This is a genomic window from Enhygromyxa salina, assembly GCF_000737335.2.
In the GTDB taxonomy this organism is placed as follows: domain Bacteria; phylum Myxococcota_A; class Polyangia; order Nannocystales; family Nannocystaceae; genus Plesiocystis; species Plesiocystis salina_C.
Window position 1 is genome coordinate 68,618 of the sequence record NZ_JMCC02000029.1, and the last position, 17,963, is coordinate 86,580.

16 protein-coding genes and 1 pseudogene are annotated in these 17,963 nt (G+C 66.9%); 9 read left to right on the top strand and 8 right to left on the bottom strand.

The window, feature by feature from the left end; all coding sequences use genetic code 11:
* The first annotated feature begins 151 nt into the window (after positions 1-151).
* A complete protein-coding gene (locus tag DB30_RS12375; RefSeq protein WP_052548620.1) occupies positions 152-799 on the top strand; it encodes an RNA polymerase sigma factor in 648 nt (215 codons plus the stop codon).
* Here DB30_RS12375 and pseB read toward each other — a convergent pair.
* Complete coding sequence (gene pseB, locus DB30_RS12380; protein WP_205632967.1) at positions 796-1,806, bottom strand: UDP-N-acetylglucosamine 4,6-dehydratase (inverting); 1,011 nt, start codon at positions 1,804-1,806, stop codon at positions 796-798. The genes DB30_RS12375 and pseB overlap by 4 nt on opposite strands.
* Positions 1,807-2,026: 220 nt before the next feature.
* Here pseB and DB30_RS12385 point away from each other — a divergent pair, with 220 nt between their 5' ends.
* Both DB30_RS12385 and DB30_RS12390 read left to right on the top strand, forming a co-directional pair.
* Positions 2,027-2,914 (top strand): hypothetical protein, encoded by an 888-nt coding sequence (locus DB30_RS12385; protein ID WP_052548622.1) that lies wholly within the window; start codon positions 2,027-2,029, stop codon positions 2,912-2,914.
* Positions 2,911-4,476, top strand: a complete 1,566-nt coding sequence (locus DB30_RS12390) for a lipopolysaccharide biosynthesis protein (RefSeq protein WP_052548623.1) — start codon at positions 2,911-2,913, stop codon at positions 4,474-4,476. Before DB30_RS12385 ends, DB30_RS12390 begins: the two co-directional genes overlap by 4 nt.
* A 332-nt stretch (positions 4,477-4,808) precedes the next feature.
* Here DB30_RS12390 and DB30_RS12395 read toward each other — a convergent pair whose 3' ends face one another.
* Genes DB30_RS12395 through DB30_RS12405 form a run of 3 tightly spaced genes read right to left on the bottom strand, consistent with a single transcriptional unit; the run spans position 4,809 to position 8,658 of the window.
* Positions 4,809-5,483, bottom strand: coding sequence for a DUF4276 family protein (locus tag DB30_RS12395; RefSeq protein WP_052548624.1), 675 nt, complete (start codon positions 5,481-5,483; stop codon positions 4,809-4,811).
* Positions 5,480-6,571, bottom strand: a complete 1,092-nt coding sequence (locus tag DB30_RS12400; RefSeq protein WP_052548625.1) for an AAA family ATPase — start codon at positions 6,569-6,571, stop codon at positions 5,480-5,482. The genes DB30_RS12395 and DB30_RS12400 overlap by 4 nt, the downstream gene beginning before the upstream one ends.
* Positions 6,572-6,615: 44 nt before the next feature.
* Positions 6,616-8,658: an RCC1 domain-containing protein gene (locus tag DB30_RS12405; RefSeq protein ID WP_052548626.1), complete on the bottom strand. Its 2,043-nt coding sequence runs from the start codon at positions 8,656-8,658 to the stop codon at positions 6,616-6,618.
* A gap of 109 nt (positions 8,659-8,767) precedes the next feature.
* Here DB30_RS12405 and DB30_RS12410 point away from each other — a divergent pair, with 109 nt between their 5' ends.
* From DB30_RS12410 to DB30_RS42245, 3 genes and pseudogenes are all read left to right on the top strand, one after another.
* Complete coding sequence (locus tag DB30_RS12410; protein WP_052548627.1) at positions 8,768-9,910, top strand: esterase/lipase family protein; 1,143 nt, start codon at positions 8,768-8,770, stop codon at positions 9,908-9,910.
* A 149-nt stretch (positions 9,911-10,059) separates the two neighbouring features.
* Positions 10,060-10,248: pseudogene (locus DB30_RS42240) on the top strand (helix-turn-helix domain-containing protein); the annotation flags it as partial.
* A gap of 15 nt (positions 10,249-10,263) precedes the next feature.
* The gene (locus tag DB30_RS42245) at positions 10,264-10,428 is read left to right on the top strand and encodes a hypothetical protein (protein ID WP_240480224.1); all 165 of its coding nucleotides are present in this window, start codon (positions 10,264-10,266) and stop codon (positions 10,426-10,428) included.
* A 15-nt stretch (positions 10,429-10,443) separates the two neighbouring features.
* Here DB30_RS42245 and DB30_RS42760 read toward each other — a convergent pair whose 3' ends face one another.
* On the bottom strand, positions 10,444-10,578 hold the full coding sequence (locus DB30_RS42760; RefSeq protein ID WP_276204353.1) for a hypothetical protein: 135 nt from the start codon (positions 10,576-10,578) through the stop codon (positions 10,444-10,446).
* Between the two features lie 165 nt (positions 10,579-10,743).
* Between DB30_RS42760 and DB30_RS12420 the strand changes: the two genes are divergently transcribed.
* The 3 genes from DB30_RS12420 to DB30_RS12430 all read left to right on the top strand — a co-directional run bounded on the left by DB30_RS12420 (position 10,744) and on the right by DB30_RS12430 (position 14,990).
* On the top strand, positions 10,744-11,490 hold the full coding sequence (locus DB30_RS12420; protein WP_052548630.1) for a lysophospholipid acyltransferase family protein: 747 nt from the start codon (positions 10,744-10,746) through the stop codon (positions 11,488-11,490).
* A gap of 118 nt (positions 11,491-11,608) precedes the next feature.
* Entirely contained in the window at positions 11,609-13,450 is a 1,842-nt protein-coding gene (locus tag DB30_RS12425; RefSeq protein WP_165703733.1) for a mechanosensitive ion channel, read from the top strand.
* A 190-nt stretch (positions 13,451-13,640) separates the two neighbouring features.
* Positions 13,641-14,990, top strand: a complete 1,350-nt coding sequence (locus tag DB30_RS12430; RefSeq protein ID WP_052548632.1) for a serine/threonine-protein kinase — start codon at positions 13,641-13,643, stop codon at positions 14,988-14,990.
* On the opposite strand, the gene DB30_RS12435 is transcribed toward DB30_RS12430, so the two are convergent.
* The 3 genes from DB30_RS12435 to DB30_RS12445 form a co-directional block, all read right to left on the bottom strand.
* Positions 14,971-16,413, bottom strand: a complete 1,443-nt coding sequence (locus DB30_RS12435; RefSeq protein ID WP_146658614.1) for a DNA ligase — start codon at positions 16,411-16,413, stop codon at positions 14,971-14,973. The genes DB30_RS12430 and DB30_RS12435 overlap by 20 nt on opposite strands.
* Before the next feature lie 79 nt (positions 16,414-16,492).
* Complete coding sequence (locus DB30_RS12440; protein WP_052548633.1) at positions 16,493-17,518, bottom strand: hypothetical protein; 1,026 nt, start codon at positions 17,516-17,518, stop codon at positions 16,493-16,495.
* Positions 17,519-17,520: 2 nt separating this feature from the next.
* Positions 17,521-17,958, bottom strand: coding sequence for a hypothetical protein (locus DB30_RS12445; RefSeq protein WP_146658615.1), 438 nt, complete (start codon positions 17,956-17,958; stop codon positions 17,521-17,523).
* Positions 17,959-17,963: the final 5 nt, after the last annotated feature.

Sequence of the window (17,963 nt, forward strand, 5' to 3'; positions counted from 1 at the left end):
TGGGTGGCCCCTGGGGCCCCGTCCGCAGCAAGTAGAAGTCCGAGGTAGATGTACCATGAGCGCTACGGATCGATCGTTCTTCGGCGACTGTCCTCTAGGCCAAAGCCCAGCCCTGGGCGAGAAGATTGCGCACTGCTAGGATCGCGCTGGCATGGCTCAGGTACCCGCGGCCAAGTCGGACATCGACCTGCTCGAGAGCTGGCGGGAAGGCGACGCGCGGGCCGGTAACGAGCTGTTCAACCGCCACTTCGACTGCATCTGCCGGTTCTTCGCGAACAAGGCCCCCAACGAGGTCGACGACCTCATCCAAAGAACCTTCCTCGCGTGCGTCGAGGGCCGGGATCGGTTCCGCGGCGACGCCAGCTTCCGCGGCTACTTGTTCGGCGTCGCCCGCAACGTCCTGCGCCGCTACTACCGGGACAAGCGCTACCACGACGCGCGCTTCGATCCGCTGGTGGTCTCCGTCCACGACCTCGGGCCTGGGCCGTCGCTGTTGGTGGCCGACAAGCGCGAGCAAGAGCTGTTGTTGCAGGCGCTGCGGCGGCTGCCAATGGACCATCAGATCACCCTCGAGCTCTACTACTGGGAGAACATGTCGGGCTCGGAGCTCGCGCAGGTGCTCGAGGTGCCCGAGGGCACCGTCCGCGGGCGGATCCGCCGCGCCAAGCAGCTGCTCGAGGCCGCGCTGTCCGAGCTCGCCGAGTCACCCCAGCAGCTCGAGAGCACGATCGCCAACCTCGAGGGCTGGGCGGACTCGCTGCGTCAAAAGCTGCTGATCAAGCAGGCCGCCGACGCCTAGAGCATTGAAATCTCGCGGAGCATGGCGGCGACGGTGGGCGCGTCGAGCTGCTCGGCGATGTCGCTGGAGAAGTGATACCCGGGCGGGACCGGCTTGCCCTCGCGCTTGGGGCCACCCCACCACGGAAAGCTTGGGGTGATCACGAAGTGGCGATCGTACTCGAGCACGTTGCGCGACTCGTCGGTGGTGATCATCAGCTCGTGGATCTTCTCGCCCGGGCGGATCCCGATCACCTGCTTGATGGCATCTGGCGCCACGGCGTTGGCCAAGGTCGCAACGGTGCACGCGGGGATCTTGGGCACGAAGACCTCGCCGCCCTGGCCGTCTTGCAGGGTCAGCATGACCAGGTCGATCGCCTGCTCCATGCGGATCCAAAACCGGGTCATCGTGGGATCGGTCAGGGTCAGGGTGCCGGTCTCGCGTTGCTGCAAGAACACGGGCAGCACGCTGCCCTTCGAGCCAACGACGTTGCCATAGCGGACCAGCTTGAACTTGGGGCCGTCCTTGCCGCTGTAGGAGTTGGCGGCGACCAGCAGCTTCTCCATGCACAGCTTGGTCGCCCCGTACAAGTTGACCGGGCTCGCGGCCTTGTCGGTCGACAGGCCGATCACGGTCTCGACGTCGCGCTCGAGCGCCGCGTCGATCAGGTTGGCCGCGCCGTCGACGTTGGTGCGGATCGCCTCGATCGGGTTGTACTCGGCCAGCGGCACGTGCTTCATCGCGGCCGCGTGGACGACGATGTCGACGCCCCGCAGCGCTCGCAGCAGGCGGGAGCGATCCCGGATGTCGCCGACGAAGTAGCGCAGCCGCGGATCATCGAGCTCGCGCTGCATCACGTAGTGCTTTTGCTCGTCACGCGAAAACACGATGACCTTGGCTGGCGCGTGTTGCGCGAGCAGGCGCGTGACAAAGGCGCGGCCGAACGAGCCGGTGCCGCCGGTGACGAGGATGACCTTGCCGGAGAGATCCGGCGGCGTGTCCATGAGTGGGGGCCAGAGCGAGGCCATTGCGGGGCATCCTCAGAGGCGCACCGGGCCGTGTCAACTAGAGCGCCGGTCAGTTTGCGGTCGTGTGGACCCAGACCGGCGCTTGACACCCTCAAACGGGCCGGGCAAACGAGCGAAGCGCTCCCCAGTCGCCCAGACCGGAGGGCGCGAGCGAAGCGAGTGCGTTGGAACGCGCGGAGGCGAGCCGAGCACGATCCGAGTCTGGGCGATTGGGGCCTCGTTGTTCGAAGAGAACCGCCACTACGGACACGCGCACCTGCTGCTGTCGTACTGCGGGCTCTCGCCGCGCACGCAGATCCCCGTGCGGCTGCAGCATGGCTGGCAACCCGGAGTTGGCATGCGGCCCCAAGACATGGCCCAGCCGGGGCCGAAGATCGTGTGGTCGAGCCGCAACCTGGCGCGGGCGCGGGAGGCCGGGTACCGCGGGGCCGTGGCGATCGGGGCGCCGTGGCTGTACATGCCGCGCGCGCCCGACCCGGGGCCGGATCATCCGCGCAGCGTGTTGATCGTCCCGTTTCACGGCTGGGAAAAGCAGGCCCTCGCCGGGACCATGGACGACTACGCGCAGGCGCTGGTCCGGCTCGAGGCCGCGGGGTTTGGGCCGATCACCGTGTGCCTGTACTGGTTCGAGTACGAGCAGCCGGCGCTGCGCGAGGTGTTCGAGCGCCACGGGTTTGCGACCACGACGATGGGCGCTCGCGGTGACAACCCGGCGTTCTTGCAGCGGCAGCGGGAGCTGATCCAACGCCACGCGTACGTCAGCTCCAACCGCGTGAGCACGGCCGCGTTCTATGCCCTCGAGGCCGGGCGACCGTTCTTCTTGTACGGGCCGCTGGCCGGGTTGAGCGCGACCGAAGACGCGAGCGGCGAGCAATTTGATCAGTGGCAGCGCGATGAGTTTCCAAGCCTGGCCGCGGTCGCTGCCGACGCGGTCTGCAACGTCGAGCTTGGCGCCTACGAGCTGGGCGCGGAGCACAAGCGCACGCCCGAGCAGCTGCGCGAGCTGTTGCTGCTTGGCGCGGATCAGCGCGGCGCGCGGCTCACCGTTGGCCTGCGTCGTCGGGCGCATGATCTTGGCGTGGCGCTGGGTTTGGGTCGCCGGCCATGAACGACACCAACGACGTAAACGAGGCCGATCCAGCTCTGCCGAAGCTCGGCAGCTCGCGGGCTCGGATCGCACGGCTGTTCAAGAACTCGGGCATCTACGCGCTCGGCGAGCTCGGTCTGTCGCTGCTGTCGGTGGTGATGATGCCGATCCTGACCATGTTCTTGCTGCCGGCAGAGTATGGCGTGTTCTCGCTGGCGATGATGGCCTTCACCGGCTTCACGCACCTGTGCAACCCCGCCCTGCACGGATCGGTCACCCGCTTCTACTTCGATCACGAGCACGACGAGGCCGCCAAGGCCCGGTTTCAAGGCACGATCCTGTCGTTCTTGTTGGCGTGGTCGTTTGGCATGTGCGTGATCGCGACGGTCACCGGCCCCGCGCTGTTTCCGTTGTTGTTTGTTGATCTTCCGTTTTGGCCCTACGGCCTGATGACCGTGTGGATGGTGTTTCTCGGCGTGCTGGGGGTCGTGCCCAAGGCGGTCTGGGTCGCGTCCGAGAACTCCAAGCCGTTCGTTGGCGTCAGCCTGCTGGGATCGGCGGTCAACGTGCTCGGCACGCTGAGCCTGGTCGGGCTCGCGGGGATCGGGGTGATGGGGATGTTCGTTGGCCGCGCCGCGAGCTTGCTCGTGCTCGCGGTCCCGTTCACCGTCTTCACGGTTCGTCACCTGAAGCTGGCGTGGAGCTGGGATGACCTGCGCTCGGCCCTGCGCTTCTCGCTGCCGTTGGTGCCGCACTTGATCGCGCACTGGGTGCTGGGCATGTCGGATCGCTTCGTCATCGTGCACTACTACGCGGGGCTCGACGTCAAGGCGACCGCGGCTGCGGTCGCGGAGCTTGGGATCACGCCCAACGCCGAAGGCGAGCTGAACCTCGGCACGGGCGCGGTCGGGATCTATACCGCCGCGTACGACTTCATGAGCGCCGTCAACATGATCGCGGTGTCCATGAACAACGCCTGGGTGCCGCAGTTCACCCGCGCCCACGGGCGGCCTGAACAGCGCGCATTCGTGGCCCGCTCGATCACCTATTTCATGCTCGCGGTCGGCTCGATGAGCGCCGCGATGGTCGTGCTCTCGCCCACGATCGTGCGTACCGGGCTCATCAACGCCAAGTTCGCGTTCGCGGCCGAGCTCGCGCCGATCCTCGCGCTTGGCGGGTTGTTTCAGGGGCTCTACTACGTCTACGTGGCGGTGCTGTTCTACTACAAGCAAAACCGCCTGATACCCGTGATCACGGTCGTCAGCGGGGTGACCAACGTGGCGCTCAACCTGCTGTGGCTGCCGAAGTACGGGCTCGTCGGCGCCGCGTGGGCAACCGTCGTGGGCTACACGATCTTGGTCGTTGGCGTGCGCTGGGCGGCGCGGCGCTGCGAGATGCCGGACTTCGAAGTCGGCCGGCTCGCGCGGATCGCCGGGGTGCTGTTGGCGGTCGTGGCGGCCGGGATGCTCGTCGATGGGCGGCTTGGGGTCTGGCTGGAGCTGCTGGCCAAGCTTGGGGTGCTGGGCGTGGGGGCGCTGGCGCTGTGGGGTATGGGCGTGTTGGCTCGGCGTGAGCCGCAGTGACGCGCCTACGACCGCACACCCTGAGTTCGTTCCGGGTTAGGTGCGGAGCTGAGGCCCAAGGGCGAGGAGCGGCGACGACGCTGTACCGGGCGTACTGCTAGGGCACCGATCAGTTTGGAGTCGCGGCGTCAGGTGCGTCTGGGGCCGTTCCTGCCTAGGAGGGAGGCCGAAGCTGTATCCGGCATACTGCGAGCGCCGACCGACAACGGCAGGGGCGGTCCCAGATGTGCCTGGCGTCGTGAATTCAAACTGATTGGCGCTCTAGGAGCTGCGACACTGCCATTGGGCCTCAGTGCCGTGCATAACCCGGATCGAACTCAGGGTGTGCGGCACTAGGCCACGGCAAAGCGCTCGAGCATCTCTAGCCACGCCCCGAAGTGGGCACACTTCACGCGAATTCGATCCAGCGAGATCTGCTGCGCTGCCAACGGCCCGTGGAGCGTCTTTTGATACCTGGGGAACAAGCCCTCGATTCGCTTGGATGGCGCCGTGGCCGGACCCTCGTTGATGTCTTCAGGAGTGGCGAAGCTGGCCTGCAAGGCGGCAAAGCGCTCAGCGCTGTCGCGGTTCGCGTTGACGACGCGGGGCAAGGTGGTGCTGTCAGAGAACAACCACGCCTCAAACTCGTGCAATGCCAGAAACGCAGAGAAGCGTTGATCGCTGAAGTGCTGCGTGAGGTTGTCTTCGACGTGTTTCACCCGTTGTGCCGGTGAGCCGTTTGGCGGACGCGTCGAGATGCCGGGGCAGTCTCGCGGGAGCCCGTAGTAGTCGATTAGTGTCGTCACGAGTGCATCACCAGCGCCTTGAAGAATCCGCTTGACGTCGTTCTCGAGCTTGCCAAACGAAGTGACGCCTCCCTTGAAATTGGGTCCGGCCTTCACTTTCTTCGTCACCAGCAGGGTCGCGGAGAGATACAGGTTCTTGGGCCAAAAATGGGGCGCGAGCACCTCTTTGACGAAGCGCTCTTCGGTTTGGCCTTCGACCAACAAGATTGCCCGCTTGGTCACGGACGCGCCCCAATGATGTTCTTTTCCCAGAGCTCCCCGAGCGAGTACTCGTCAGACCACGCGGACATGTCCTCGGAGGAGAGCTGTTTGAACACGCTCTGACCATCGTCGCGCTCGACCGTCCACACGTCCTCAGGAGTAAATTGGTTGATGAGAGTGACGGACTGCGTGGCTGCAATTATTTGAATCTGCGACGCCGCAGCGGACATCATGCTCGCGAGGTCCGTGATCGCGGCTGGGTGCAGGCCGAGCTCGGGTTCGTCGAGCAGGATCAAGCCAGGCGGGGCGGGCTGGAGCAGGAGGGTAGCGAGGCAGATGAAGCGCAGGCTACCGTCGGACAGCGCAGAGGCCTTGAAGAAGGCGTCACGGCCCCGCTCCTTCCATTCGAGCTGGATTCGGGACGGGTTGAGGCGCGAGGGGGCGAGGTCGAAGCGATCGAAGAACGGCGCGACCTGTCGGACCGCACCTTCGATCGTGGCGAAGTTGTCGGGGTGCCTCTGCGCCAGAAAATACAGGTAGGCTGGGAGGTTGTCAGCGTTCGCGCGGAGGAATCGATTGTCATCGATCTCGCACAGCTGCTTCATTGGCGCTGTCGCCCCGGTGTCGTGAAAGTGATAGATCCGGTAGCCCTCGAGGTCCTGAAGCGCCTGACGAGCACACAGGTGTGAGTGGGCCCGAAGCTGGGACTCGTCCGAATGCAGGCCGATGTCGAGTTCGTAGGGTTCACGATACTTTTCGCGTTCGTGATAGAACGCCTGCTCGCGCGCGATGATCAGTCGGTTGTCTTGCGTTGGCACCAAGTCCACGGAGTAGCCGTTGGCGCGATTTCCTTCAGCGAAGTCTAGATTGATGTGCAGCGTGTCGGTGTGCTTGCGTCCAAAGTGCAGCAGCGCGTCGGGTCCACCTTTGGTCGCGGTATAGCCAGCCAAATTCTGCGTGACGATCTCGCGCAGGAGCCGGAAGACCCCGACAAAGTTCGACTTGCCGACGCCGTTGGCCCCGATCAGGATGTTCAACGGTGCGAGCGCCAGGGTCTGATCGCGGATCGACTTGAAGCCCTGGATCGTCAATTTCTCGAGTTTGCGCACGCGTACCTTGCCCGTGGCGGGTCGCCGCGCAGGCTACCAGATCCCTACAAGAACGGCACGTCGCCGACGCTGGCGGGCAGCTCGGTGTCGCCGATCGTGATCGTGTTGCCGTAGCCAAGCTGGCCCTGCGCGCCGCGGCCCCAGCAGCGGACCGCGTGGTTGCTCAGCACCACGCAATTGTGCTGGTACGAACTCGAGATCCGCGTGACCAAGCCGCCGATCTCGACCAGGGCGACGGCGCTGGGCAGCTCGTCGTCGCCGATCGTGATCGTGTTGCCGTAGCCAAGCTGGCCGCCGTCGCTGCGGCCCCAGCAGCGGACGGCGCCGTCGTCCAACAGCGCGCAGGTGTGGGTGTCGCCAAGCGCCAGAGCGGTGACGAGGCCGCCGCCGAGATCGACGTCGCCGACGCTGCTGGGCGGCTCGTCGTCGCCGATCGTGTTGGTGTCTCCGTAGCCGAGCCGACCGAACCCGCCGTTGCCCCAGCAGCGCACGGCTTGGGTGTCCGTGATCACGCAGGTGTGCTGCCAGCCGGTCGCCACGAAAGTTGCGACGGCGCCAACGTCGACCGGACCGACCGAGACCGGGAGCTCGTTGTCGCCAACGTGGGCCGTGTTGGCGTAGCCGAGCTGGCCGTTGCTGTTCTGGCCCCAACACAGCACCTCGCCGGTATCGAGCAGCGCGCAGGTGTGGACGGCCCCGGCGGCGATCTGCACGGCGGTGCCGCCGAGGTTGACCGGGCCGACGGCGCTGGGGAGCTCGTTGTCACCAATGAAGGTGGTGTTGCCGAGGCCGAGCTTGCCGACGGTGCCCGAGCCCCAGCAGCGGACGGCGCCGCCTTCGATCAGCGCGCAGGTGTGCTCGGTGGCGGCGACGACCGCCGTGACGCTGCCGGGGATGTCGACGTCCCCGGCGCTGGCGGGGTCCTCGTCGTCGCCGATGTTCTGGGTGTTGCCGTAGCCAAGCGCCCCGCTGGCGCCGATCCCCCAGCAGCGCAGCTTGCCGGTGTCGAGGATGGCGCAGGTATGCAGGAACCCAGCCGTGACGGCGACCGCGGGCGCGCCAACGACGACGGGCGCGACGGTGTTGGGCAGCTCGTTGTCGCCGATCGTGCCGGCGCCGGGCAGGCCCAGCTGACCGAAGTTGTTGGCGCCCCAGCAGTGGATCTCGTGGTCGAGGCTGAGCGCGCAGGTGTGGCGGCTGCCGGCGGTGACCTCGAGCGCGCCCGGGGTTGGCAGGCACGTGGCGTCGCAGCCGTCGCCGTCGATCAGGTTGCCGTCGTCGCACAGCTCGCCCGCGTCGGGCTGCACGAACCCGTCGCCGCACGCGGCCAGCTCGCAGATCTGGGTGCAGGCGTCGGTGTCGTCTGTGTTGGCGTCGTCGCAGGCCTCGACGCCCTCGTGGACGAAGCCGTCGCCGCAGCTGGCCGCGACGCAGTCACTCAGGCACGCGTCGGTGTCGTCGGCGTTGCCGTCGTCGCACGGTTCGACGCCCGCGTGGACGAAGCCGTCGCCGCAGCTGGCCGCGACGCAGTCACTCAGGCACGCGTCGGTGTCGTCTGCGTTGGCGTCGTCACAGGCCTCGACGCCCGCGTGGACGAAGCCGTCGCCGCAGCTGGCCTGCGCGCAGGTCGAGAGGCAGTCGTCGGTGTCGTCGGTGTTGGCGTCGTCGCACTGCTCGGGCGGCTGGACGACCCCGTCGCCGCAAGTCGTGGGCACGCAGGCGTTGCTGCACGCGTCGGCGTTGTCTTGGTTGCCGTCGTCGCAGGTCTCGCCGGGGCCGACGAAGCCGTCGCCGCAGCTGGCTTGCACGCAGCCCTGCACGCAGGTGTCGGTGTTGTCTTGGTTGCCGTCGTCGCACTGCTCGGGCTCCTGCACGATCCCATCGCCGCAGCTGGAGCTCACGCAGATCTCCTCGACGCACGCCAGCCCAGGGTCACAAGCGAGCTGGTCACAGCCGCAGTCTTCGCTGCCAAGCCGGCACGCGTCCCCGGACTCGGAGCCAGCCTCGCCCTCGTCGCCGAAGACCTCGGGCTCGCCGCAAGCGGCCAACAACATCGAACAGATGACGAGCAACCGACGGTCGAGCATCGAGGCACACTACCAGGACCATCCAGACCGCAGCGAGCGGGCTCCCGCTGGGGTCTGGCTGGTGTCGGCGAGCTGAGAAACCATCTGTCGGCTCCTATACAATGGTGTCGTGGCGACCCAACACCTCGTGCTCGTTCCTGGCTTCTTCGGGTTCGTGAACTTTGGTCCCCTGATCTACTTCGCCCACGTCCGCGAGCTGCTCGAGAGCGAGTTTCGGGCGCGGGGCTGCGACGTTCGGGTGCATCGGGTCCGCACGCATCCGGTCGCGTCGCTGCGCCAGCGCGCTCGAGATCTGCGCGACGTGATCGCCGAGCTGCCCGACGACGGCCCGGTCCACGTCGTTGGCCACAGCACCGGTGGGCTCGACGCGCGCTTGGTCACCAGCCCCGGGGTGGATCTCGGCCCCGGCGAGGTCGAGGTCCACGCGGCCAGGGTTCGCAGCGTGATCTCGGTCTGCACCCCGCACCGCGGCTCGCCGCTCGCGGGTCACCTCGCCGGGATGATCGGCGAGCCGCTGCTGCGCTCGGTCTCGATCTTGACGGTGCTGTTTCTGCGGCACGGCAAGGTCCCGGCTCACTTGGCGCTGCGCCTGGCGCGGGTGCTGGTGGGCGAGGGGCTGCTGCCGAACACGCCGGTGCACGTGGTGCTGCAGACCCTCGAGCGCGAGGCCGCCGACGCCCTCGAACAAGACTGCAAGACCGAGGACGAGCGGCTCTCGGTCGCGGACTTCATGCGCGAGCTTCGAACCGAGCCGCACCTGATCCCGCAGCTGATGCCGCAGGCGCTCGACCTGTTCAACGCGGGCGTCTCCGAGCGACCCGGGGTCCGCTATGGATCCGTTGTCGCCCGGTGCCCGGCGCCCAACTTGCGCTCGCAGCTGCGGGTGAGCGGGGGCCCCTACGAGCACGCGACCCATGCCTTCTTGCAGTGGCTGTACCGGCGCGCGACCCCGCTCTCGCCGGACTTTCACGTGCCCTTTGACGAGCAACAGCGCGGAGCCATGCGCGCGGCTTGGGGGGCGTTGCCCACCGCGGCCGACAACGACGGGATGGTGCCAACGGCTTCGCAGGTCCACGGGCGGATCATTCACGTGGCGACGGCCGATCACCTCGACGTGATCGGGCATCTACACGATCCCAACCACGAGCCCGCGCACCACGACTGGATCTCCTCGGGCTCGGGGTTTGGCCACAAGAGCTTCGAGGCGCTGTGGACGGACGTCGCGGGGGCGATCCTCGAGGCGTCTCCATAGCGCGGGTTCGCGGCCGCGCGCGCGCGCGGGACGGGAGGAGATCTCCCGGCCGTCGTCAGCTCACCCGAGCCGACAACCTTGGCTGATCCGGAGCCGGATCGAAAAAAAATCTCTCGGAGGGGGTCACAGCAGGATCAACTCGACGCGAAATGCCGACAACAGAAAAAGTGGCAGTTTCATTTGGGGCACACGTCAAGCGTCTCCGCGAAGTCCGACGGCTCACTCAAGAAGAGTTGGCGGAACGGAGCGGGCTCGCAGCCGACACAATCAGGCGCCTGGAGCATCAGGACTTCTCGCCCTCCCTCCGAACCTTGCGAAAGGTGTGTAGGGGCCTGGGTTTGTCGGTTGCGGCCATGTTTACCTCCTTCGAGCTCGAGGGCGTCCCGGAGGAGATCGCCCGGATCAACGGCCTGTTGGTCGGGCGCTCTCCCGCCGAGCTCAAATTGGTCGAGCGGGTACTCGCGACATTGTTCGAAGAACTCGACCGCGGTCCCGGGTCGGGGGCCGAATCGAGTTAGCGCATCGGATCGCTATCAGTGCGCAGGGATCGCGATCCCTGCGCAGGGATCGCGATCCCTGCGCACGGGATCGCGATCCCTGCGCACGGGATCGCGATCCCTGCGCATCGGATCGCGATCCTTGCGCATCGGATCGCGATCCTTGCGCATCGGATCGCGATCCCTGCGCACTGGATCGCGATCAGTGCGCACCGCTTGGCGGCGTTTGGCGAAGTGTCGCGAACGTGAGCGAGCTGTCGTCAGGCTGTGCGCATATGACTTGACGTCGGCGCGGCGAGCGTTGTTGGTTGGCGCGCGAGTCGGTAGTCTGCGTCCATGAAGCGGGCTGCTCAGGTGGTCTTTGCAACGGTCTGGTGGCTGACCTTCGCGCTCGTGTGTGCGGTGATGTTTGTCGGCGCGACCGTGTGCTTCATGGTGACCGTGCCGTTCGACAAGCGCCGCGTGATCCAGCATCTGTACTCGTGCTTCTGGGCGCAGATCATGTTCTACCTCAACCCGTTTTGGCGGCTGCGGATCACGGGCCGCAGCAAGCTGCCGTGGCGTGGCAAGGCCGTGCTGGTCTCGAACCACGAGTCGCTCGGGGACATCTTGGTGCTGTTCGGGCTGTATCGTCCTTACAAGTGGGTCAGCAAGGCGGCGGTGTTTCGGTCGCCGTTCTTGGGTTGGAACATGCACTACAACGGCTACGTCCCGCTGCGCCGCGGCGACAAGGCCAGCATCGTGGAAATGAGCAAGCGCTGTCACGCGTGGCTCGACATGGACATGCCGATCCTGATGTTTCCAGAAGGCACCCGCTCCCCCGACGCGGAGGTCAAGGCGTTCAAGGACGGGGCGTTTCGTCTGGCGGTAGAGGCCAATTGTCCGCTGTACCCGATCGTGCTGGTGGGCACCTCCGACACGCTGCCCAAGCACGGCTTGATGGTGAAGATCGCCGCCAAGTGTCATGTGCAGGTGATGGATCCGGTGGATCCGCAACAATTCAAGGGCGATGTCGCGGCGTTCCGCGACCACGTGCGCGAGCTGATCATCGCCGAGAAGGCGCGGATCTTGGCTGCACGCTGACGCACGCAAAGAACGCCGGAACATGGCCGGAAGATGGCGTTGCTCTTGGTCGCAACGACGACATGCTTGGATTCGCGCACGCAGTTGTGAGGCCCGCAGGGCCGCGCGAAGGAACAAGATGCCAAGCCGACTCGAGTCATTCTTTGCCAGCGTCACCGCCTTGCTGGTGGTCATGTTGCCCGGCCTCGCCTTCGCAGGCCCGCCAGGTGGGTCGCCGCCTGCCGAGCAAGTCGTCGTGGACCCGGGCCCGCCCGGTGTTTTAACAGTGCGGTGGTGGAGAGAGCTGCTGGGCCCGGTTGCGACTGATGACGTCGTGCAGCTGGGCTGGCGCTTGCTCGCGGGCGTGTTGCTGTTCATCGGCGGCTGGCTGATCGCAAAGTTGTTGGCGTGGGTGGTCTATCGCGTGCTGGTCAAGACCAGCTTCGACGACAGGCTCGCCAGGCGGCTTGGAATCGAGACGCTGGTCCAAGACACGAAGCGCGTGGACGGGACCCCGGCGGATCCCAACCGGCTCGAGCGGGTCACGGCCAGGGTCGTGTTCTATCTGTTGATGGCGCTCGTGGTCGTCGCCGTGCTCGAGTTTGCCGGGCTCGAGCAGGTCGCCGCGCCCATTCAGGGCTTCGTTGCGACCGTGGCCCAGGCGCTGCCGCTGATCGGCAAGGCGTTGTTGATCTTGTTCGTGGCCTACGTCGTCGCGCTGCTCTCGAGCAAGGTCGTCGTCAAGGCGCTGCAGGTCATGGGTATCGACAAGCGCTTCGCCGAGCTCGACGAGAGCCCCGCGGAAGCGCTGGAGCCGGCGGGCGTCCCACCAGCGGTTCGCGTGGACGCAGCTGGCGTGGACACAGCTGGCGAGGTCACGCCAGTCGGGAAGCTTCGGTTCTCGCAGGCCGTCGGCAAGGTCGTGTTCTGGCTGGTCATCCTGCTGGGCCTGGCCGGGGCCGTTGACGCCCTGCAGATCCCCGCGATCTCGCGCCCGCTCAGCAACGTGATCAACTCGGTCATGAGCCTGCTGCCGGCGCTGGGTGTCGCGGCGTTGATCGGGATCGGCGGGTGGATCCTGTCCAAGATCGTGAGGCTCGTGGTCACCCGCGCGCTCGAGTCTTTGGGGTTTGACACCCTGGTCGCCAAGCTGCGGCTTTCGGGTCTGTTCGGCAGCTCGACGCCGAGCAAGGTCGCCGGCTGGCTAGCGATGGCGTTCATCCTGATCGAGACCGCGATCGCGGCGCTCGAGGCGGTCGGGCTCGAGACCCTGTCGGTGCCAATGGCCGCCATGATGGCGCAGTTTTGGCTGGTCCTCCCTTCGCTGTTGCTCGCGATCGTGATCGTGGTCGTGGGTGTGTTCATTGGCCGGCTCGCGCGTGGCATCACCCAGCGGACCCTCGAGGGCGTCGGCTTTGATCGCTGGATGGACAAGATCGGGTTTGGCCACATCACCGAGCGCGAAGATGATCTGGCCAAGCCTTCGGGGCTCGTCGGGTTTGTGGTCCAGGTCGGGATCGTGCTGCTCGCGACCGTGCAGGCGTTCACCAGCTTGGGGCTGCACCTGTGGGCCAGCTATCTGGACGCGCTGTTGCTGTTCGCGGTCACGCGGGCCGCGGTCGCGCTGGTGATCGTTGGGATTGGGTTCGCCGTCGGCAAGTACGTGCGGGATCTAATCGAGGCGCGGCAGCGGGCCGGTCAGCCCAAGCCTGGCCCCGGTGTGGACCCGCGCCCGGTGTGGATCGCCGAGTTTGCCCGCTACGTCGTGCTGGTGTTCGCCGTCACGATGGCCGTGCATCAGCTCGGCTTCGCGGATGACTTCGTGCTGCTGAGCTTCGCCCTCTTGTTTGGCGCGCTGTGTCTGGCGGGGGCGCTGGCGTTTGGGCTTGGCGGGCGGGAGGTCGCTGGCGAGATCGTCCGCGAGCGCTACCGCAAGGCCAAGCACGGCAGCGTGATCATGTCGAAGCCCCCCGGCGAGTAGCTGCGACCTGTGAGTCGCTGCTATCGCAGCAATCTCGAGAGCGTACCCGGCGCAGGCCTGGTGCGCTCTGTGCGTTCGTAACCGTGTAGCGATGTGGTCGTACGTGCGCGGTGACAGACCACAAATGCGATACTCGAGCGGACGTGTCGATCCACCCGAGCTTCGCACGTCGACATGTCGGAGCCCTCCCATGACCGTACGCGAGACCGCCGCCTACCCGCCTGGATCAGCGCCGCGCGCCAGCGCGACGCCACAGACCGATGCTGCCACGCTGTTTGCCCCTCAGACCCAGCAGACGCTGGTCGCAGACGCGTCGCAAGAGACGCTGGTCGCCGATCGCCAGACCGACTCCATGCAGCAGACGCTGATCGCCGGCGACAGCGGTGGCAAGTCGGGGCCCGGCCAGACGCTCTCGGGGGCGACCCGGGGCCACGCGACCGTGCTGCCAGACGTGCGCAGCGAGGGCGACCGGCTGATCATCGTGCCGCGGGATCAGACCCGCTACGAAGGGGACAAGCTGCTCGGGCGGGGCGGCATGGGTGAGGTCAAGCTCGCCCACGATCACGACATTGGCCGCAAGGTCGCCGTCAAGCGCCTGCTCGATGACACCGACCCGCACGCGGTCGCGCGCTTCATCGACGAGGTCCGCACGGTCGGCAGCCTCGAGCACCCCAACATCGTGCCGATCCACGACGTTGGCGTCGACGAGGACGGGGCTTTGTTCTTTGTCATGAAGTACGTCGAGGGCGAGACCCTCAGCTCGATCGTTCAAAAGCTGGCCGCGGGCGACGCTGGCTACCACAAGCGCTACAGCTTCGAAGCCCGGCTGGATCTGTTCGCGGGCCTGCTGCGGGCCCTGCAGTACGCACACAGTCAGGGGCTCGTGCATCGGGACGTCAAGCCAGAGAACATCATGGTGGGGCGCTACGGTGAGGTGGTGCTGATGGACTGGGGCATCGCGCATCTGATGCGCACCGAAGATCGGGCTGGCAACCTGGCCGCGCTGGATCGGGCCTCGACTGAGACAGTGGACGGCGCCGTGGTCGGCACGCCGCAGTACATGTCACCCGAGCAGGCGACCGGGCAGGTGGCCGATCTCGACGGGCGCAGCGATCTCTACAGCGCGTTCGTGGTGCTCTACGAGTTGCTGACGTTGGTGCCCTACGTCGAGGCCAAGCAGACGGCGATGCAGACCGTGCTCGCCGCGGAGGAGCGGTCGTTGGCGTCGGGGGTCGATCACAACTTCGAGAACCCCCATCAGGCCGCCGTGCCGGTCGAGCTGAGGTACTTCTTGCGGCAGGGGCTCGCGCACGACAAGAACCAGCGCTACGCGGACGCGCTCGAGGCGATCGAGACCCTCGAGCTCGTGCGGGCCGGCGACTTTGCCGTGACCTGCCCGGTCACGTTCATGAAGTCCAACAGCACCAAGATGGGTCGGTTCATGGATCGGCACCCAGCCGGATCCATGATGTTCGCCACCATGTCGGCGCTGGCGTTCTTGGGTGGCGTCGCTGGCTGGGTCATGTGGGCGATCGGTTGATCGCGGCCGCCACGGCGGCGTCCCAGTCGATGTCGGTGCGGACGCCCACGTAGGAAGGGAAGCGTGGGACGCCCGCGTCGGTGAGCTCTTGATAGCGGACCGTGATGATCTCGCCGCTGCTTGGCGGGTTGTCGCGCTCGGCGTCGGACAGCCCCGTGCCAACCTTGAACCGGGTGCCGTTGGGGAGCTCGAGCAGCAGGGCCCCGAGCCGGCCTTTGTGGCGGCCGGTGCCTGGCTGGTGGCCAATGATCCGGGCCTCGGTGTCGAAGAAGGTCTTGACCTTGAGCAGGGTGTCGGACCGGCCTGCGATGTAGTTTGAGCCGGGCTTGCGCAACATCAGGCCTTCGCCGCCCAGCGCCTCGACCCGCTTCAGCTCGGCCTGCATGTCGTCGACGCCGGTGCACACGCGATGCTCGAGGACGTTGGCGTGGGCCCACGGCTGCTTGCGGAAGTGATCCTCGAGCTGGGCGATGCGCCCCTCGAAGCCCGCGTTGAGACCGGGTCCGTCGAAGATCACGAACGAGAGCCCGCGCCAGGCCGCGCCCGCGTCGGCCCGCCGGGCGATCGAGACGGCCTGCGCAAACTTGCCGCGGCCGGCGAACAGCTCACCGTCGAGCGGGAACGAGGGCAACCCTTCAATGAACCACTCCGGGGCCAAGTAGGCGTTGCCAAGCCGCGACACGAAGCCCTTGCCGTCCCAGTAGGCCCGCACGCCGTCGAGCTTCTCGCTCATCCACCACCCGGTTGGATCTTGCTGCTCCCAGCGGTGCGCGAGCAGCAACGCGGGCGCGTCCGATGGGGTGACGGCGCGCTGCGGGAGCGTGCCGCCCTGGGCTTGCAGCCGGTCTTGCTCGGCAGCCTCACCCCGCAGGTTTCGAAGGTGCTTGCAGGTCCGGCGATCGATCGCCAGCGATTGGTTGCGCCACGCCGGGCAGGTGCACGAGTACACGCCGCCGACGTTGCGCAGCGTGTAGACGCTCGAGCCCGAGCCTTTGACGGTCGTCTCGGCGCCGTCGGGTAGCGGATCCGGGCTTGCGGAGCCCTGCGGCGCGGCGGAGCTCTGCGGCGCCGCAGAACTCTGCGGCGCGGCGGAGCCCTGCGGCGCGGCAGAGCTCTGCGGCGCGGCAGCGGGCGGAGCTGCGGCAGCGGGCGGGGCTGCGGCAGAGACTGGAGCCGCCGCGAGCTGCGCCGCTGCGCCGACGCTAGCCGTGTCGGCGGTGCCCTGCTCGACGTAGCCTTTGCCGGTCTTCGCCAGGATCTGCTTGTCCGCGTCCGCTTCGGCCTTGGCGGGCGTCGGGTAGCTCTTGGTCTTCGACTGGCCGTCGGTCCCGATCCGCCCCCACTGCGTGGTGACCTCGTTGCCTTGCTGATCGATCTGCCAGAACTTGTTCGATTTTTGATCGCGGTATTCGAAGCGGCGCATGGGTAGAAGCCGCGAGTATACGCGTGTTCGCGAGTGGCAACATTGACTCCATCAGTCGTCATGACCCCCACAGGCGGCTTCACTCGCCCCCGCCGTCGCTCGAGTCGGTGTTGGTGGGCGGGGTTGAAGCTGGCACGTGGGGCGGCTCGTTGGACTCGGCTGACCCGAGCGAGTGGGGCGTTGGCGCGATCCATGCGAGCGCGACCAGGAGCGCGCCCACGCCCGCCAGCATCGCGAGCTCGCGGGCGCTGAGCGGAGGGTCGTCGGCCACGCTCACGGGCGGCGCAGGCCGCCGAAGCACACGAGCAAAGACCCGCGCCCACGGGTAGCTCCAGGCCACGAGCAAGACCGTGGCCATGACGTACATGATGTGGAGGAAGGCCAGGGTCCCCACGTGGAAGCTGATCAACAAGGTCCCCCAGATCATCCGCCCGCGCGGGCCCGTCAGGTAGATCCACGCGCCGGCTTGGATCACCACGACCGAGAGCGCCAGGCCGACGCCGATCTGCGGGTGCGTGACAACCAGCTGGGCGATCCGCCCGATGATCGAGGTGTCATCGATGTGGTGATGGTGCAGGACGTAGATCTGGAACGAGTGATCATCGAACAACCCGCCGGCCATCAGCTTTTGCAGCCCCGCGTTGGCGTAGGTCGCAGCCAACGCAGCCGCAGCCCCGGCTTCGGCCAGGCGTTCGCTGCGATCATCGTTGGCGCCGCGCGACCGGGCGAAGATCAGCCCGCACAGCCAGCCAAACAGCGCCGCGCCCACGCTGTAAAAGCGGCGGCGATGCTCGCCCACGTGGGCGGCCATCGCCTCGACGAGCACCGCCATCGCTACCAGCGCCAACAGCCCAAACCACAGCTGCGTGCGCTTGCCCCGAGCGAGGCCAGCGATGCCAACCAGCGCGAGCCCGCACAGCGCGACGATCGGCCAGACCAGCCCGTCGAGCGTGACCAACCACGCCGGGGACCAAGCGGGCGAGTCCTCGGGCGGGGGGATGAGGAAAAAATTCTCGACCACGCCATACAGGCTGATCAACAGCACGATCGCCAGCACCCAGCGCAACCCGGGCCGGCCGCCATCACCGTGGACAGACGCGCTCATGGTCAATCCAATTGCGCCGTGCACTTGGCCACGGGACAGTCGAGCTCGCGGATCTGATCGCCCTCGAGCCTCCAGGTGCGGACGATCAATTCGACGGGCTCGGCGACGGCGTGGGGGGCAGCAGGGTTGTCGCGGATGTGGTCGAGCGCCTCTTTGACCAGGTAGCCGGTTGGTTGACCGGTCCGACCGTCGGGGCAGATCGTCTGCTCGAGGTCGTCGAAGCTCAGATCCGCCGCGCACGTCCAGCTCTCGTAGCGCTCGATCTCGCGCCGCTCCCCGGCTTGATCCTTGACGACCAAGCGCGCGCCAAAATTGGGCGCGTCCTCGGAGTACATTGGGAAGGTCGAGAACGGATAGGCGTTGGTCACACCGATCGCCGCGCCCGAGTAGCAAGTGAACACCACGATCGCCAGGCCCAGGCGCTCGCGCACGCGCGTCATGGCCC

Excerpts from the sequence above, each read along its gene's own strand:
- DB30_RS12445 (WP_146658615.1), bottom strand. The coding sequence starts at position 17,958 with ATGACGCGCGTGCGCGAGCGCCTGGGCCTGGCGATCGTGGTGTTCACT.
- DB30_RS12440 (WP_052548633.1), bottom strand. The coding sequence starts at position 17,518 with ATGAGCGCGTCTGTCCACGGTGATGGCGGCCGGCCCGGGTTGCGCTGG.
- DB30_RS12405 (WP_052548626.1), bottom strand. The coding sequence starts at position 8,658 with ATGCTCGACCGTCGGTTGCTCGTCATCTGTTCGATGTTGTTGGCCGCT.
- DB30_RS12425 (WP_165703733.1), top strand. The coding sequence starts at position 11,609 with ATGCCAAGCCGACTCGAGTCATTCTTTGCCAGCGTCACCGCCTTGCTG.
- DB30_RS12430 (WP_052548632.1), top strand. The coding sequence starts at position 13,641 with ATGACCGTACGCGAGACCGCCGCCTACCCGCCTGGATCAGCGCCGCGC.
- DB30_RS42245 (WP_240480224.1), top strand. The coding sequence starts at position 10,264 with ATGTTTACCTCCTTCGAGCTCGAGGGCGTCCCGGAGGAGATCGCCCGG.
- DB30_RS12375 (WP_052548620.1), top strand. The coding sequence starts at position 152 with ATGGCTCAGGTACCCGCGGCCAAGTCGGACATCGACCTGCTCGAGAGC.
- DB30_RS12390 (WP_052548623.1), top strand. The coding sequence starts at position 2,911 with ATGAACGACACCAACGACGTAAACGAGGCCGATCCAGCTCTGCCGAAG.
- pseB (WP_205632967.1), bottom strand. The coding sequence starts at position 1,806 with ATGGCCTCGCTCTGGCCCCCACTCATGGACACGCCGCCGGATCTCTCC.
- DB30_RS12435 (WP_146658614.1), bottom strand. The coding sequence starts at position 16,413 with ATGCGCCGCTTCGAATACCGCGATCAAAAATCGAACAAGTTCTGGCAG.
- DB30_RS12420 (WP_052548630.1), top strand. The coding sequence starts at position 10,744 with ATGAAGCGGGCTGCTCAGGTGGTCTTTGCAACGGTCTGGTGGCTGACC.
- DB30_RS42760 (WP_276204353.1), bottom strand. The coding sequence starts at position 10,578 with ATGCGCAAGGATCGCGATCCGATGCGCAAGGATCGCGATCCGATGCGC.